The organism is Herbaspirillum camelliae, assembly GCF_001929405.1.
GTDB classification, from domain to species: Bacteria; Pseudomonadota; Gammaproteobacteria; order Burkholderiales; family Burkholderiaceae_D; genus Herbaspirillum; species Herbaspirillum seropedicae.
Map to the genome: position 1 here is coordinate 3,302,127 of NZ_KV880769.1, position 13,466 is coordinate 3,315,592.

Annotated in this window: 13 protein-coding genes; 9 read left to right on the plus strand and 4 right to left on the minus strand. The window is 64.8% G+C overall.

Annotation, left to right across the window (positions count from 1 at the left end):
• The first annotated feature begins 3 nt into the window (after positions 1-3).
• From BGK68_RS14645 to BGK68_RS14655, 3 genes are all read left to right on the plus strand, one after another.
• Positions 4-1,608 carry a GMC family oxidoreductase gene (locus tag BGK68_RS14645; protein WP_075257711.1) on the plus strand — a complete coding sequence of 535 codons (1,605 nt, stop codon included), beginning with the start codon at positions 4-6 and terminating at the stop codon, positions 1,606-1,608.
• Positions 1,601-2,962, plus strand: coding sequence for a cytochrome c (locus BGK68_RS14650; protein WP_075257712.1), 1,362 nt, complete (start codon positions 1,601-1,603; stop codon positions 2,960-2,962). Before BGK68_RS14645 ends, BGK68_RS14650 begins: the two co-directional genes overlap by 8 nt.
• Before the next feature lie 166 nt (positions 2,963-3,128).
• Complete coding sequence (locus tag BGK68_RS14655) at positions 3,129-3,968, plus strand: ABC transporter substrate-binding protein (RefSeq protein ID WP_075259839.1); 840 nt, start codon at positions 3,129-3,131, stop codon at positions 3,966-3,968.
• A gap of 182 nt (positions 3,969-4,150) precedes the next feature.
• On the opposite strand, the gene BGK68_RS14660 is transcribed toward BGK68_RS14655, so the two are convergent.
• The gene (locus BGK68_RS14660; protein ID WP_075257713.1) at positions 4,151-4,495 is read right to left on the minus strand and encodes a FlxA-like family protein; all 345 of its coding nucleotides are present in this window, start codon (positions 4,493-4,495) and stop codon (positions 4,151-4,153) included.
• Between the two features lie 157 nt (positions 4,496-4,652).
• Positions 4,653-5,747 carry a 4-hydroxyphenylpyruvate dioxygenase gene (gene hppD, locus BGK68_RS14665; RefSeq protein WP_075257714.1) on the minus strand — a complete coding sequence of 365 codons (1,095 nt, stop codon included), beginning with the start codon at positions 5,745-5,747 and terminating at the stop codon, positions 4,653-4,655.
• 148 nt (positions 5,748-5,895) lie between these two features.
• On the opposite strand from hppD, the gene BGK68_RS14670 reads away from it, so the two are divergent.
• From BGK68_RS14670 to alkB, 4 genes are all read left to right on the plus strand, one after another.
• Complete coding sequence (locus BGK68_RS14670; protein WP_013233690.1) at positions 5,896-6,414, plus strand: Lrp/AsnC family transcriptional regulator; 519 nt, start codon at positions 5,896-5,898, stop codon at positions 6,412-6,414.
• Positions 6,415-6,505: 91 nt separating this feature from the next.
• The gene (ada, locus tag BGK68_RS14675; RefSeq protein ID WP_075257715.1) at positions 6,506-7,597 is read left to right on the plus strand and encodes a bifunctional DNA-binding transcriptional regulator/O6-methylguanine-DNA methyltransferase Ada; all 1,092 of its coding nucleotides are present in this window, start codon (positions 6,506-6,508) and stop codon (positions 7,595-7,597) included.
• Between the two features lie 53 nt (positions 7,598-7,650).
• On the plus strand, positions 7,651-8,559 hold the full coding sequence (locus BGK68_RS14680; protein WP_075257716.1) for an alpha/beta hydrolase: 909 nt from the start codon (positions 7,651-7,653) through the stop codon (positions 8,557-8,559).
• Positions 8,556-9,209 (plus strand): DNA oxidative demethylase AlkB, encoded by a 654-nt coding sequence (alkB, locus tag BGK68_RS14685; protein ID WP_075257717.1) that lies wholly within the window; start codon positions 8,556-8,558, stop codon positions 9,207-9,209. The genes BGK68_RS14680 and alkB overlap by 4 nt, the downstream gene beginning before the upstream one ends.
• Here the strand turns inward: alkB and BGK68_RS14690 are convergent.
• Positions 9,179-10,093: a DMT family transporter gene (locus tag BGK68_RS14690; RefSeq protein ID WP_075257718.1), complete on the minus strand. Its 915-nt coding sequence runs from the start codon at positions 10,091-10,093 to the stop codon at positions 9,179-9,181. The genes alkB and BGK68_RS14690 overlap by 31 nt on opposite strands.
• 112 nt (positions 10,094-10,205) lie before the next feature.
• On the opposite strand from BGK68_RS14690, the gene BGK68_RS14695 reads away from it, so the two are divergent.
• The gene (locus BGK68_RS14695; RefSeq protein ID WP_075257719.1) at positions 10,206-11,030 is read left to right on the plus strand and encodes an AraC family transcriptional regulator; all 825 of its coding nucleotides are present in this window, start codon (positions 10,206-10,208) and stop codon (positions 11,028-11,030) included.
• A 294-nt stretch (positions 11,031-11,324) separates the two neighbouring features.
• Here the strand turns inward: BGK68_RS14695 and BGK68_RS14700 are convergent, their stop codons facing one another.
• The gene (locus BGK68_RS14700) at positions 11,325-12,626 is read right to left on the minus strand and encodes a D-amino acid dehydrogenase (protein ID WP_075257720.1); all 1,302 of its coding nucleotides are present in this window, start codon (positions 12,624-12,626) and stop codon (positions 11,325-11,327) included.
• Positions 12,627-12,807: 181 nt separating this feature from the next.
• Here BGK68_RS14700 and BGK68_RS14705 point away from each other — a divergent pair, with 181 nt between their 5' ends.
• Positions 12,808-13,296 carry an Lrp/AsnC ligand binding domain-containing protein gene (locus BGK68_RS14705; RefSeq protein ID WP_006464533.1) on the plus strand — a complete coding sequence of 163 codons (489 nt, stop codon included), beginning with the start codon at positions 12,808-12,810 and terminating at the stop codon, positions 13,294-13,296.
• Positions 13,297-13,466 lie beyond the last annotated feature (170 nt).

Genomic DNA, 13,466 nt, shown 5'->3' on the forward strand with positions numbered 1-13,466 from the left:
TCCATGAGTAATCTCAATTCCGCCGATGTGGTGGTGATCGGCGCCGGCGTGACCGGCGCCTTGCTGGCCACGCGCCTGGCCAAGACCGGGAAGTCGGTGCTGTTGCTGGAATCCGGTCCCCGCATGGGCCGTGATCAACTGGTAGAGCGCTTCCGCAGTTCGGCCTTCAAGTCCGACTTCATGGCGCCGTATCCGTATTCGCCGCTGGCGCCGCATCCGCGCTATACCCCCGAGCCCAACGGCTACCTGCAGCAGAAGGGGCCGCACGCCTTCAATGCCCAGTACATCCGCATGTTCGGCGGCACCAGCTGGCACTGGGCGGCGCAATTGTGGCGCTACGTGCCCAACGACTTCCGCCAGCACAGCCTCTATGGCGTGGGCCGTGACTGGCCCATCAGCTATGACGACCTGGAGGATTACTACTACCAGGCCGAGGTCATCGCCGGCGTCGGCGGTTCGCCCGAGAGTGGTTCGCCGCGCAAGCATCCCTTCCCCATGGAGCGGGTGCCGGCCTCCTGGCTGCAGCAACGCGTCACGGCTCGCCTGGCGCCGGAGTTCACGGTGCTGGACGACAGCACCGGTCGCAACAGCCGCAACTATGATGGCCGCCCGGCCTGCTGCGGCAACAACAACTGCATGCCGCTGTGTCCCATCGATGCGCAATACCACGGTGGACTGGCGGCCCAGCAGGCCGAAGACAGCGGCGTGAAGGTCATCACCGAGGCGGTGGTCTATCGCCTCGAGCATGATGAGAAGGGCCGCATCGCCGCCGCTCACTACTATGACTGGAACAAGGTCAGCCATCGCATCACGGCGCAGACCTTCGTGCTGGCGGCCAACGCCATCGAAACCCCCAAGCTGCTGCTCATGTCGACCAGCGACAGGTTCCCGCAGGGCATTGCCAATGCGCGCGACAACGTCGGCCGCAATCTGTGCGACCACCCGGCCATCGGCGTGACCTTCGATGTGGATGAAGAAATCTGGCCCGGTCGTGGCCCGGTCAGCCCCTGTTCGATCGGTCAGTTCCGCGACGGCGACTTCCGCGCCGAACATGCGCCGTTCCGCATCGATATCTCCAATGCCTCCCAGGTCGCGTCCGTGACCAAGGAAGTGGTGGCCGAGGGCTATTTCGGCAAGCGCCTGGAAGAGCAGATCCTGTTCCGCGCGGCGCGTCGCCTGAGCATCAAGAACGCGCTGGAACAACTGCCGGACCGTAACAACCGCGTCACCCTGGGCGAGAAGAAGGATGAACTCGGCCTGCCCGTGCCGGCCCTATACTGGAACGTGGACGACTACGTCGTCAAGGGAACCGAAAAGACCCGCGCCTGCTACGACGCCATCGCCGCCAAGCTGGGCGCGACCAACATCAAGCACAGCAAGAGCGGGGCGTTCTCCAATCGCCAGCACATCACCGGCACGCTTTCCATGGGCCTGGACCCGGCCACCAGCGTCACCGACGCCTGGGGGCGCGCGCATGACCACGAGAACCTCTTCATGGTCGGCACCGGCGTCATGCCCACCGTGGGCACCTGCAACGTCACCCTGACTGCCATGGCGCTGGCCTTGCGCACGGCCGACAAGATCATCGAGGAGAGCCGTCATGCGTAAGCCGTTCAAGCGCCTGCTGGCCATTGTTGCCCTGCTGGGTGTGGGGGGCATGTCCCATCTGGCTCATGCGGCCGATGAGGGACAACTGATCAAGCGCGGCGAGTACCTGGCCATTGCCGGTGACTGCGCCGCCTGCCACAGCCAGAAAGGGCGTGCGCCTTTCAGCGGCGGCCATCCGATCAGCAGTCCCTTGGGGACGATCTACAGCACCAACATCACGCCCTCCAAGACCGCAGGCATCGGCAGCTACACCCGCGACCAGTTCGCCGCCGCCCTGCGCCAGGGCGTACGCGCCGATGGCAGCCAGCTCTATCCGGCCATGCCCTATACGGCCTATGCGCGCTTGAATGACGAGGATGTCACGGCGCTCTACACCTATTTCATGCAGGGCGTAGCCGCCGTGGACCAGGCGGCGCCGGCGACGGACTTGCCGTTCCCGTTCAACATCCGTCTGTCGATGAAGGCGTGGAACTGGCTGTTCCTGGACAAGAAACCGTTTGAGCCCGATCCCTCGCAGTCGGCGCAGTGGAATCGCGGTGCGTACCTGGTGCAGGGCCTGGCCCATTGCAGTACCTGCCACACGCCGCGCAACTTCCTGATGGCCGAGCAACTGGAGCGCCGCCTGCAAGGCGGCTCGCTGGGTACCTGGTATGCGCCGGACATCACGCCCGCCGCCTTGCAGGCCAAGCCGGCATGGACGCGCGAGATGCTGGCCGACTACCTGGCCAGCGGCCACGCCGCCAACGGTGCGACGGCGGCCGGCCCGATGCTGGAAGCCATCGAGATGAGTTTCTCGCGCCTGCGCCGTGAAGACCTGGACGCGATGGCCAGCTACCTGTTGCCGCCGACAGCCGCCACCGCAGCACCAGTCGTCGCCAAGCCGCCCGTCGGCCTCACGCCGGTGCAGGGGGATGACACGCCGCAGGCGCTGGCCGCGCTGAGCCTGGGCGCGCGCGTCTACATGAACAATTGCGCGTCCTGCCACAACACCGCCGGCCAGGGCCTGAATGGCCTGCCGCCGCTGCAGGGGCACCCGGTGTTGCACCAGCCCAATGGTGACAATGTGGTCATGGCCATCCTGGAAGGGGTGTTGCCCGAGCATGGACAGGGCATGATCGGCTTTGCCCATACGCTCAACGATGAGCAGGTGGCTGCGGTCACCAACTACCTGTTGCAGGACATCGGCGGCAGCAAGGCCAGTGTCACGGCAAAGCGGGTCTCCGCATTGCGTGGCGGTGGCGAGGCGTCGCCGCTGTTGTGGCTGGCCCGCACCGGGATGGCGCTGGCGGGCTTGCTGGTGGCGCTGCTGATGCTGGTCTTGTGGCGTCGGCGTCGCGCGCGCAGGGTGGCCTGACGAGCTGCCTGGCCGTTACAGAGAGCGTATTTCCGAGAAGCCGTCCGGTGCAAACCGGGCGGCTTTTTCCTGGATGCTGATTTGTTGTTCACCCTGGCCATTCGTGACAGTAAGGATTGTTTCAGGCTATCCTCGCCACTCGACGAGGAAAAGCATGAAAAAGCGCATGAAAAAGATTTCGCAGCACATCAAACGCATGGGCAAGGGCAGCCTCCTGGTGGCCTGTGCCGCGCTTTTCCCTGGCCTGGCCCAGGCCGATCGCCTGGCCGATATCCAGGCCCGCGGTACGCTGGTCTGCGCGACGCTGGCCAATAACGAGCCGCTCGGTTTTCCTGATCCGCAGAGTCGCCAGGTGGTCGGTTTCGACGTGGACATGTGCGCCGCCGTGGCGCGCAGGCTGGGCGTGCAGATGGAGCAGAAGAGCGTGACGGTGGAAGGGCGCTTGCCGGCCCTCATCGGGGGGCAGGTCGATCTGGTCTCGGCGGCCCTAGGCTATACGCGCGAGCGTGCCCGCCAGATCGACTTCACTGCCTCGCATTACCAGAATCCGATCAAGCTGATCGTGCAATCCGACTCCGGCCTGAACCTGATCTCGGACCTGGCCGACAAGCGCATCAGCGCCAATCGCAGCTCAACTCCGGAACAGGCAGTGCGCCGTGTACTGCCCAAGGCCATGCTGCAGACCTTTGCCGATACGCCGCAGGCTTTCCTGGCGCTGGCCCAGGGCCGGGCGGACGGTCTGGCCATTTCCATGCCTTCGGGCATCCGTTTCGTCAACGAATCGGCCGGGCGCTTCAAGTTCGTCGAGGGGGCGCTGTCCTGGGAGCCGACCGCGCTGGGCGTGAAGAAGGGCGAACACCGGCTGCGTGACGCCGTCAATGCGGCGCTGGCCGCGCTGGAAAAGGACGGGGAAATCGACGCCCTGTGGACCAAGTGGTTTGGTCCCAAGACCAAGTTCAATATTCCGCGCGACAAGAAGCTGACGCCGATTTCGGCGTTTCGCTAGGTGCTCTGGCGGGGGGCGATCATTCCGTGATCAAGGTAGGGAATATTGTCCGCTTGCTTTGCAAAAATAAATGCATTCGCGGGCAGCGGCAGACCGCAGAGGATGCCCTGAAGAAAGCGAACATCTTGATCGATAAGGCCTACCGCGATCCTCCGCTTCCTGATCTCAGCCATTGAACTGGCTCAAGCCGACGGCGCCAGCGCCACGCCATGAGCGTGATGGTGCGCGGCGTGGGCGGCCATCGATAACGCCATGCTGAGATAGTTGTCGCTGCGCCTGCGTTGCTGCGCCTGCTGTTGTTCCAGCACGAACAATTGCTGGTAGAGATTGCGGATCTGCTGCTGCAGCAACTGACGCTGCTGCTTGCCATCCTTGTTGGCGGGGAAGCGCGCCAGCGACTGCGCCTGCTGTTGCAGGATCAGGATGCGATGGCTCAGTTGCGCGATCAGTTCGGCCGGATCGTGATCCAGTGTGTCGGTGCCTGCGGCTTGCGGGACAGCGTCTTGCCTTGTCTGATCGACGTACATGCGGACTCCAGCCCCTGACGAGGCGCTAGTGAGATGGGATTGCCTGCATGTTTTACGGCAGCCTGGGGCAAAGCTTGAGCCGCAAAATGAAAAAGGCGGAGCCGCCTTGATGCGGGCTCCGCCTTTCCTGGCCGGGTGGGTAGCGTGGTCAGGAGATTCAGATCACGCCACGGCGCATCTGGTCCAGTTCGATGGATTCGAAGAGCGCCTTGAAATTGCCCTCGCCGAAGCCGTCATTACCCTTGCGCTGGATGATCTCGTAGAACACCGGGCCGATCAGGTTCTGGGTAAAGATCTGCAGCAGCAGGCCCTGGCCGGCCGTGGGCGCGCCATCGATCAGGATCTTCAGTTCACGCAGGGCGTCCAGGTCTTCACCATGGCCGGGGATGCGGCGTTCGACCAGGTCGTAATAGGTGGAGATGGTGTCCTGCAGCGGCACCCCACGCTCGCGCAGGGCGCGCACGGTCTGGTAGATGTCGTCGGTGCCCAGGGCGATGTGCTGGATGCCTTCACCGTTGTACTGCTTGATGAATTCCTCGATCTGCGATTTGTCGTCGGCGCTCTCGTTGATGGGAATGCGGATCTTGCCGCACGGGCTGGTCATGGCGCGCGAGCGCAGGCCGGTGACCTTGCCTTCGATGTCGAAATACTTGATCTCGCGGAAATTGAACAGGCGGGTGTAGAAGGAAGACCAGGTATCCATCGCGCCGCGCATGACGTTGTGGGTCAGGTGATCGATATAGGTGAGGCCCACGCCCTTGGGATTGCGCTCCACGCCGGGGAAGAACTGGAAGTCCACGTCATAGATGGAGCCATTCTCGCCATAGCGGTCCACCAGGTACAGCAGCGAACCACCGATGCCGCGAATGGCGGGAATATTCAGTTCCATCGGCCCCAGCTTGGCCTCGACGCCTTCCGCGCCCAGTTCCAGCGCACGCTTGTAGACCTGGGCGGCATCCTTGACCCGGAAGGCCATGGCGTTCACCGAGGCGCCATGCACCTGGGCGAAGGCGGCGGCATTGCTGCCGGGTTCGCCGTTGAGGATGAAGTTGACCTGGCCTTGACGGTACAGGGTGACGTTCTTGGAGCGGTGCCGCGCCACGGCGGTAAAGCCCATCAGTTCCAGCACACCGGCGATGGCGGCAGGGTCGGCGGCAGTGTATTCGACGAATTCGAAACCGTCGGTGCCCATGGGATTGTCGAACAGGTCGCCGCTGGCGGCGGGGGCGAAATTGGTCTCGGTGTGGCCCATCTGTGTCTCCTCGTATCAGGTGCGGCCGGCAAATGCGGCCTATGCGAGGAGTTTATTGCGTAAAAAGCGCAATATGTGATTGTTTTTTTGCGCGATAAACTAGGTAATATGCACAAATAATTCTTAAATAGGTAAATTGGAGAGATAAATGAGCATCATCAATGTGGACCGCTATGACCTCGCGCTGCTGACCGAGCTGCAGCGCGACGGCCATATCACCAATAGCGCCCTGGGCCAGAAGGTCCACTTGTCGACCTCGCAGATCAGCCGTCGCGTGCAGCGCCTGGAAGAAGCCCACGTCATCGAACGCTACACCGCCGTGCTGGACCCGGCCGTGGTCGGCCTGGGTGTGACGGCCTTCACCACCGTGACGCTGGATCGCCAAGGCGAGACCCGCGGCGAGCTCTTCGAGAAGGCCGTGGAGACCATGCCCGAGGTGACCGAGTGCTTTTCGGTCACGGGAGAGGGCGATTATATCCTGCGCATCGTCGCCCCCGACCTGGCGGCGTTTTCCGAATTCATGATGACGCGCCTGCTGCGCCTGCCGGGCGTGACCAATGTCAAATCCAACATCACCCTCAAGAAGGTCAAGCAGTCGCATGAACTGCCGCTGGAACACGTGATGCAGCCGGTCAAGTCGCGCCAGCGCATCCGCTTCTCGCAGTAGGCGGGCGCAGCGGATTCGAAAGCAAGCGGCGGAGTGTGTCCGCTTGCTGTGCGGCCTAGAATCCGGACATTGCCATCGCCTTGAGCGCATCATGCCGACACTGCCTGAGCTTACCAACGAACCCACCGAGTCCATCGATATTGCCCGCTGGCGCGCCGTACAGCAGCGCGACCAGTCTGCTGACGGCCAGTTCTGGTATTCGGTGAAGACCACCGGCGTCTATTGCAGGCCTTCCTGCGGGGCGCGCACGCCCTTGCGCAAGAACGTCGCCTTCCACGCCAGCTGCGCTGCGGCCGAGGCGGCCGGATTTCGGCCCTGCCAGCGCTGTCGGCCCGACCTGCCGCCGCTGGTGCAGCGCCAGGCCGAGGCCGTGGCGCAGGCCTGCCGCCTGATCGAAGCCGCCGAGACCGCACCGGACACCGCCGCCCTGGCCGAGGCGGTGGGCCTGAGCCGCTATCACTTCCATCGGATCTTCAAGGCCCATACCGGCGTCACCCCCAAGGCCTATGCCGATGCCCATCGCGGCCAGCGCCTGCGCGCCCAGCTTGGCCAGGGCAGCAGCGTGACCGAGGCGCTCTACGAGGCCGGTTTCAATTCCAGCGGGCGCTTCTATGCCCACAGCGACGCCCAATTAGGCATGAAACCGAGCGCCTACCGGCGCGGCGGCAGCGGCGAGCGCATCCGCTTCGCAGTGGCGCAGTGCTGGCTGGGGGCCTTGCTGGTGGCCGCGACGGGGCAGGGCATCTGCGCCGTCACGCTGGGCGAGGACGCCGATGTGCTGGTACGTCAGTTGCAGGACCGTTTTCCGCAGGCCGACCTGGCGCCCGGCGACGCCGACTTCGAACGCATGCTGGCGCAGGTGCTGGCGGCGCTGGAAGACCCCCGGCAAGGCGCGGCGCTGCCGCTGGACGTGCGGGGTACGGCGTTCCAGCAGCGGGTCTGGCAAGCCTTGCGCAGCATTCCGTCAGGCGTGACCTTGACCTATTCCGAACTGGCCGCGCGCCTGGGGCAACCGGCGGCCGTGCGGGCCGTGGCCAATGCCTGCGCCAACAACGAGATCGCCGTGCTCATCCCCTGTCACCGCATCGTGCGCCTGGATGGCTCGCCCTCCGGCTACCGCTGGGGCATACAGCGCAAGGCCGCGCTGCTGGCGCGCGAAGCAGCAAACCGGGAGGGCGCCTGAAGCGGCGCGCAGGCGCGGCTACAATAGCTGTTCCCTCATTACCGGAGCCGCGCATGCCTGTTCCTGGCAAGGCCGCACTCATCCTGGCTGGCGCTACCGCGCTGCTGGGCAGCCTCATCGCCTGTTCGCCGCTGACGGCCATCAATGCCGTTACGCCCGCCTCGACCTACCTCAAGACCGAAGGCGTGCCCTATGCCGGCAGCGACAATGCACGCCAGCAGTTGGATGTCTATCGCCCCGCCGACACGGCCAGCACACCGCCGCAGGGGCGGCCGGTGGTGGTGTTCTTCTATGGCGGCAGCTGGAACCAGGGCAGCCGCAAGGACTATGCCTTCGTCGGTGAAGCCTTGGCCTCCCGCGGGGTCATCGCCGTGCTGCCGGACTACCGCCTCTATCCCGAAGTCAGCTATCCCGATTTCCTCCAGGACAGCGCCCAGGCCGTGGCCTGGACCTTGCGCTCGCTGCAGGCGCTGGGCGGCGATCCGCAGCGGGTCTTCGTCATGGGCCATAGCGCTGGCGCCTACAACGCCGCCATGATGGCGCTGGATGCGCGCTGGCTGGACGCCGCTGGCGCGACGCCGGCGCAACTGCGCGGCTGGATAGGCCTGGCCGGCCCCTATGACTTCCTGCCCATCGAAAACCCGGACGTGAAACCGGTATTCCACTTCCCCGACTCGCCCCCCGATTCGCAGCCGGTGCGCCACGTCCAGGCCAGCGCGCCGCCAGCACTGCTGATCGCCTCGCACCAGGACAAGCTGGTCTCGGCCACCCGCAACACCGGTGGCCTGGCCGCCTTGCTGCGCCAGCACGGGGTGCCGGTGGTGGAGACCTATTTCGACAATACCTCCCACGCCTCGCTGGTGGGCAGCCTGGCGCGTCCGCTGCGGTTCATCGCCCCCACGCTGGACGAGGTCAGCCGCTTCATCGATGCGCCGCCGCCGCGCACGGCGGGGCGGTCGTGACTGGCGATCTGTTCGCTGGCCTGGAACGCACGCCCGCGGTGGAACGCATCACCGAGGGCGCGCTCTTGCTGCGCGCCTTTGTCGATGCCAGCGAGGCCGCGCAACTGATGCAGGACATCGCGACCGTGCTGGCGCAGTCGCCCCTGCGGCACATGCAGACGCCGGGCGGTTTTCGCATGTCGGTGGCCATGAGCAATTGCGGGCAGTACGGCTGGGTGACGGACCGGCGCGGCTATCGCTACCAGTCGCTGGACCCCTTGAGCGAGCGCGACTGGCCGCTCATGCCAGCGTCTTTCCTGGCCTTGGCCGGACGCGCCGCAGAGGCGGCCGGCTTTGCGGCGTTCGTGCCGGACGCCTGCCTGGTCAACCGCTATGAACCCGGCGCCAAGATGTCGCTGCACCAGGACCGCAATGAAATCGACATGACCCAGCCCATTGTCTCGGTGTCGCTGGGTCTGCCGGCCACCTTCCTGTTTGGCGGCATGGAGCGCAGCGACAAGGCGCAATGCATGCGCCTGGAAAGTGGTGACGTGGTGGTCTGGGGCGGACCGGCGCGGCTGGCTTTCCATGGCGTCGATACGGTGCGGCAGGCAGAGCATCCGCTCACCGGAGCCTGCCGCTACAACCTGACTTTTCGTCGCGCGCGCTGAGCGCCGCAGCGGCTCCCGCCGGGCCGGCGCAGCGACAGCGCCAGGCCCGCCATGATGGCCGCCGCGCCAGCCAGCATGGACGGCGGCAGCGGCTCCTGCAGCGCCCAGGCCGAAGCCAGCACGCCAAACAGCGGCGAGAGCGCATTGAGCATCATCGCCTTCACGCCCAGACGCGCCACCACCCAGTTGAACAGCGCCACGCTGACAATGCTGACCAGCACGCCGTGATAGAGCGACTGCAGCGCCAGCGCCGCCCAGGGCTTGGAAAAGGTCTCCGCCCCTTGCCAGGGAAGCGCCGCCAGCACCCAGCCCAGCGAGAGCACCTGGGTCATGGCGACCGCATCCAGCGGCGGCAGGCCCCAGGTCTTGTTGAGCACCAGATACCAGGCCCACATGAAGGCTGACAGCACGAACAGCAGGTCGCCGCGCCAGGCGCCCTCTGGCGTGAGCGAGCCGCCGGCCATCGCGCCATGCAACCCCACCACCAGCAGGCCGCCCACCAGCAGCAATGTCCCCCACAGCGAAAAGCGCTCATCGCGGCGGAACACGAAGCGGCTGATCGCCATCCCGAACAGCGGCGTGAGCGCCGGATGGATCAGCGCGCCGTGCGAGGCCGGCGCGTAGTTCACTCCGCCCACCAGCACCAGGCTGAACAAGGGGCCCGAGAGCAGGAACAGCACCAGCGCGCGCGGCCAGCCCAGGCCGCAGGCATTGGCCAGTCCGCGCCGCCAGACATAGGGCAGCATCAGCAGGCCGCTGGTGAGATAGCGCACCAGGGTGGCGTCCTGGGGCGTCAGGCCGTGCTGGAAGCCGTAACGGGAAATGACGGGCTGGATGCCCCAGATCAGGGCCACGAGGATGCCGGCAAGAAGGGAAGGGGGCATGGCGGTAGGAAGAGCAATGGAAAGACAGAACAGTAGTCCAGGCCGGGTTTGACTGACTTTCGATGCTGGGACAATAATATTCGAATTTCCGCCATCTCTTGAACCGCAGCCGATGACCACGCCCGCCGCCCATCCCGCCCGCCCTGCCGTCCTGCCCATCGATCAGGTGGATGGCATTCCGCGCCCGGTGGTAGCAGCCGGTGCGCACTACCGGCACGGTGCAGTGCAGCCCTGGCACAGCCATCGGCGCGCGCAGCTGTTGTATGGCCTGAGCGGACTGATGCAGGTGATCACTGCTGATGGCGCCTGGGTGGTGCCGCCCCAGCATGCGGTGTGGATTCCTTCCGGGCGCGAGCACCAGAGCCGCATGCTGCAAGCCGTCACCACCTGCAGCGCTTTCATCGAGCCTGACCATGCGCCACGCGTGGCGTCTTCCTGCCAGGTGCTGGAGGTGCGCCCGCTGCTGCGCGAGCTGCTCATCGAAGCCACCCGCATGGACCCCCATTACGTCCTCCACAGCCGGGAAGAAAACCTGATCCGCCTGCTGCTCGATGAAATCGGCCGCGCCGAGGAAATCCCGGCCCATGTCCCATTGCCGCCTGAGCCCCGGCTGGGCGAGCTGTGCCACCGCTTCCTGGCCGCGCCATCGATCCGTTCGGGACCGGCCCAGTGGGCGCTCCAGCTGCATATCAGCGAACGGACCTTCAGCCGCCGCTTCCTGGCCCAGACCGGCATGGGCTTCCAGCAGTGGCGTCTGCGCGCCTGCGTCATGTACGCCATCTCGCGCCTGGCGCTGGGCCAGCCCGTTACCGCCATCGCCTATGACCTGGGCTATGAGCGGCCCGCGGCCTTTTCGACGATGTTTCGCAAGATGACCGGCCACATGCCATCGGCCCATCCGGCGGCGCAGGCTGCACCAGGGCAACCCGATCGATGATCAGTGTGCTCGCTGCATGCTTGCCGCGCACCGGCAGGCAGCAGAGAAAGGTTGAGCAAGCTCGGTCTTGTCCGAAAAAATGGCAAATTCCGGACAAAATCTTGCCAAGTGGACAGGAGGTGCAATGTCCGCACTCTTCGACCTCACGGTATTTCGTGACGTCTTGGGGCAAGAAGTCTAGGTTACCGCTCTGGATGTCCGACGCAGAATAGACGGTCGCTGCCATAAAAAAGGCCGGAGAACTGCACTCCGGCCAAGCATTCTGCGAGGGATGCAGAAGACACTATTCCATCCTCATGCCCCGGCCAGGCGTGGGGTCTGTGCGCGACCGCCGCCGGAGAGGTAGCGCTCCACCGACAGGTCTTCGTGGGCAATGGCCGGACGACGACCCGAGATCAGGTCGGCCAGCAATTGCCCCGAGCCGCAGGACATGGTCCAGCCCAGGGTGCCGTGGCCGGTGTTGATGTAGAGATTGGAGACTGGCGTGGCGCCGACCACCGGGGTGCCGTCCGGGGTCATCGGGCGCAGGCCGGTCCAGAAGCTGGCCTGGGCGGTGTTGCCAGCGCCCGGGAAGAGGTCGTTGACCACCATCTCCAGCGTGGCGCGGCGCTTGGCCTTCAAGGCGGTGTCGTAGCCTACGATCTCGGCCATGCCGCCTACGCGGATGCGGTCGTCGAAGCGGGTCACGGCGATCTTGTAGGTTTCGTCCAGGATGGTCGAGACCGGGGCCGCCGAGGCGTCGGTGATGGGGACGGTGATCGAGTAGCCCTTGAGCGGATACACCGGGATGGCCGGCAGGCCCGGCACTTCGCCCAGCAGTTGCGGCGAGTACGATCCCAGCGCCACCACATAGCTGTCCGCCTGCACCAGTTCCTTGCCGCACACCACGCCAGCGATCTTGCCGCCAGCCATGGCCAGCGCATCGATGTCCACGCCGTAGCGGAACTTCACGCCGATCTGTTCTGCCATCGTCGCCAGGCGGGTGGTGAAGAGCTGGCAATCGCCGGTCTCGTCATTGGGCAGACGCAGGCCGCCGGTGAGCTTGTCGCGCACCTTGGCCAGCGCCGGTTCGGCATTGCCCAACTGGTCCGGGCTCAGCAGTTCGAAGGGAACGCCGGCTTCCTTGAGCACGGCGATATCCTTGGCCGCGCCTTCCAGCTGCTCCTGGCTGCGGAACAGTTGCAGGGTGCCTTGCTGGCGGCCTTCATAGGCAATGCCGACGTCGGCGCGCAGGTCGCGCAGGCAGTCGCGGCTGTATTCGGCCAGGCGCACCATGCGTTCCTTGTTGACGGCGTAGCTGGCGGCGTTGCAGTTGCGCAGCATCTGCCACATCCAGCGCAACTGGTTGAAGCTGCCGTCGAGGCGGATGGCCAGCGGGGCGTGCTCCTGGAACATCCACTTGATGGCCTTCAACGGAATGCCAGGGGCGGCCCAAGGGGAAGCATAGCCCGGGGAGATCTGGCCGGCGTTGCCGAACGAGGTTTCTAGCGCGGGGCCGGGCTGGCGGTCCAGCACGGTGACTTCGTGGCCGGCGCGGGCCAGATACCAGGCGCTGGTGACGCCGATCACACCGCTTCCAAGAATGACCACACGCATGCTGACTCCCCGTTTTGAAATGTTGACGCTGCCAAGCGCTGTTCAAATAGATGAAATAGATGAAATCGTTGATCGGCAGAAGATTCAGCTATGATAGGAGTGAATATGTAGTGTTTGTTCACGTATTTATCCGGTGTTTTATGAAGTTTTCTTGTAAAACGCCCCGAAACAGGAAAATCTCATGAGAACTCAGCAACAGTCCGTCCGCACCTTGGACAAGCTCGATCACCGCATCCTGGCCGTGCTGCAAAAGGATGGCCGCATCTCCATGAAGGAACTGGGCGAGCAGGTCGGCCTGTCGGTGACGCCCTGTATCGAGCGGGTCCGGCGCATGGAGCGCGATGGCGTCATCACCGGTTATTACGCCCGCGTCAATCCGGAGTCACTGGGCGCGACGCTGCTGGTGTTCGTGGAGATCACGCTGAACCACAAGTCCGGCAACATGTTCGAGCAGTTCCGGCGCGAAGTGCTGCGCATCCCCGAGGTGCAGGAATGCCACCTGGTCTCGGGCGACTTCGACTACCTCATCAAGGCCCGTATCCGGGGCATGGCGGAATACCGCAAGCTGCTGGGGGATATCCTCTTGCAGTTGCCGGGGGCGGCGCAGTCCAAGAGCTATGTGGTGATGGAAGAGATCAAGGAAACCCTGGCGCTGCCGCTGGATGACTGAGCGCCAAGACTGAGCGCAAAAGCGGTGCGGATAAAGCAGGGCGGGTCAGGCCAGCATTTGCGCTGACAGGTTGACAAGGACTGTACTTGAATCGGCCGGATGCTCCTGTGCATTCCGGAGCCTGCCGGTGTGTCCTAGACTTCACCTACACTGGACTCCACTCCGATCCG

Excerpts from the sequence above, each read along its gene's own strand:
- BGK68_RS14700 (WP_075257720.1), bottom strand. The coding sequence starts at position 12,626 with ATGCGTGTGGTCATTCTTGGAAGCGGTGTGATCGGCGTCACCAGCGCC.
- BGK68_RS14695 (WP_075257719.1), top strand. The coding sequence starts at position 10,206 with ATGACCACGCCCGCCGCCCATCCCGCCCGCCCTGCCGTCCTGCCCATC.
- BGK68_RS14680 (WP_075257716.1), top strand. The coding sequence starts at position 7,651 with ATGCCTGTTCCTGGCAAGGCCGCACTCATCCTGGCTGGCGCTACCGCG.
- BGK68_RS14690 (WP_075257718.1), bottom strand. The coding sequence starts at position 10,093 with ATGCCCCCTTCCCTTCTTGCCGGCATCCTCGTGGCCCTGATCTGGGGC.
- BGK68_RS14705 (WP_006464533.1), top strand. The coding sequence starts at position 12,808 with ATGAGAACTCAGCAACAGTCCGTCCGCACCTTGGACAAGCTCGATCAC.
- BGK68_RS14645 (WP_075257711.1), top strand. The coding sequence starts at position 4 with ATGAGTAATCTCAATTCCGCCGATGTGGTGGTGATCGGCGCCGGCGTG.
- BGK68_RS14655 (WP_075259839.1), top strand. The coding sequence starts at position 3,129 with ATGAAAAAGATTTCGCAGCACATCAAACGCATGGGCAAGGGCAGCCTC.
- BGK68_RS14670 (WP_013233690.1), top strand. The coding sequence starts at position 5,896 with ATGAGCATCATCAATGTGGACCGCTATGACCTCGCGCTGCTGACCGAG.
- ada (WP_075257715.1), top strand. The coding sequence starts at position 6,506 with ATGCCGACACTGCCTGAGCTTACCAACGAACCCACCGAGTCCATCGAT.
- BGK68_RS14650 (WP_075257712.1), top strand. The coding sequence starts at position 1,601 with ATGCGTAAGCCGTTCAAGCGCCTGCTGGCCATTGTTGCCCTGCTGGGT.
- hppD (WP_075257714.1), bottom strand. The coding sequence starts at position 5,747 with ATGGGCCACACCGAGACCAATTTCGCCCCCGCCGCCAGCGGCGACCTG.
- BGK68_RS14660 (WP_075257713.1), bottom strand. The coding sequence starts at position 4,495 with ATGTACGTCGATCAGACAAGGCAAGACGCTGTCCCGCAAGCCGCAGGC.